At 35.2% G+C, this 1815-nt stretch carries 1 protein-coding gene; it reads right to left on the bottom strand.

The window, feature by feature from the left end:
* Positions 1-154 precede the first annotated feature (154 nt).
* Positions 155-1006 carry an abortive infection family protein gene (locus ACFIO3_RS12540; RefSeq protein WP_375704564.1) on the bottom strand — a complete coding sequence of 284 codons (852 nt, stop codon included), beginning with the start codon at positions 1004-1006 and terminating at the stop codon, positions 155-157.
* Positions 1007-1815 lie beyond the last annotated feature (809 nt).

The following is a 1815-nucleotide window of genomic DNA, read 5'->3' as shown; positions in this document are numbered from 1 at the left end:
AGAACCATAGGGTGCTGTGACTACTCATGTTGTCATGCTATAGAAATATTTGGTTTTGTAGGGTAGCAGCAGCCCCCTTTAATGCTTTTTAGGCATTAAAAATGGCATGAGAAAATGCTGGTAGTCGTGATATGTTTTTTCTAAAGTCTTTTAATTATGGCTGATCCATGAGCTCTAAGATATAAATTGAGAGAGAATGGGCGGCATTAAAAGTTAAACGCGCATGGCGAGGTTTGAGATTGATTAGTTCAAAATCTTTTTCTGAGCGGCCGTGCGCTGCACTTTTCTTGTTTCTTAAATTCATAGTACCATGCACAACTTGATACAGACCGGATGTGATCATTTTTAAGTCATTTTCATCTAGATCTTGATTTTTTAAGTTTTCTTGCTTTATATCTTCGGGATGGATCTTAGCTTTCTTAACGACTTTTTCCCATAAAGAGGGCAGCGTATTATGGGCGTTTTCTTTATATGAGATAGAATGGTGGTCGAGATAAGCTTTGCAAGAGGCTTCCAACAGATTTGCTGCAAATAGAACCGCCTCCTTTGGATCTTTTTCTATATTTTCTAATGCCCTTTTTATTTCGATTTCTACTGCTGAAAGTCCTTTCTCTGTAATACGTTTTTGTAGCTCTTCTGTAGAGAGGAGACCAGCTTTTTGCAATTCTTGTGTGTTGTGTGTGGAGGTGAGTCCCTTCTTGATAATATATCCTCCACGCAGATATTCTAATCTATCTTTCTTTAACGTTTCTAAAACTTTACGTTGATCTGTTTTAAGCTGTTGTAGTATTTGATCTTTTGATATGTCTTCAAATATAAATTCGATTGACTGATGGGATTCGTTATCCAAAAAATCTCCAAGCAAGTTACCAAGGACTTCAAGCGGTTTTTTGCATTGCCAATTGATTGCCTTTAGTCGTTTCTTAATCTTGACAGTTTCACAATCATCTAGTTTTTCATTAAGAGCAGATGGTGTCAAAAGGAATAAGTCATCAAATTTATCCAACCAATAATACTTTGATAATATTTGAGAGAGTATCTCAATTGTTGCAGGAGGAATTTCGTTTTTCTGAGATATTTTTTGCGGGGATGATAATTGCATTTTATGGCTTTATAATATCAAAAAGTGGTGTGTGGAATGGTTTTTTAGAGTATGATTTTATTGCTTGACCTTGCATAGAAAGTCGCGCAACAATTTTGTGGCTTATATAAGATTTGTGAAAGAGAAATGCCATATTGTGTTTTAATTTTTTTCTCCTTTCATTGTTATAGCAGTGAAGCGGGTGGATAATGTGTGATAATTCGAAAAATATAGAATGAGAACAGAAGTATAATTTTGTATTATCGTAACTGCAATAACATTCTTTATTGGCAGATTGTTTATTGGAGAGAAGGAAGCAGGCAATGCGCATAATCCCTGAACGGAAGGTTTTGTGACAAGAATTTCAACAATAGTATGTTACTAAATGTTGTGTGTGTTCTTTGCTTGTCAGAAAAAGTAGATGGGGCTTTTTATTCGCATAACCGGTAGAGAGAACAAGCGGGCAGGGGATTGGTTTACCAATTTCGTTTATCTCTTTAAGCTTACTGTTTTCTATTAAAACACTGTTTTCATGATATCCGCTGTTAATCTCGCGTATTTGGTAGAGATGAAAATATAAACGTTTATTGTATCTGTAAGGGAGCTTGAAACAATGAAACTAGGCGTAAGAGTACTCTGAAACGCTTCTAACGCTTCTTTTGCCGTAAAACTTACAAGAAAAATTTAAAGGTAGGGAAATCTAAAAGCACACTGTAAAAATCAAAAAAACAATT

This window comes from Bartonella sp. AD328YNZD, from assembly GCF_042196425.1.
Note: the sequence above shows the minus strand (reverse complement) of the source record. Positions and strands in the feature narration are given on the sequence as shown.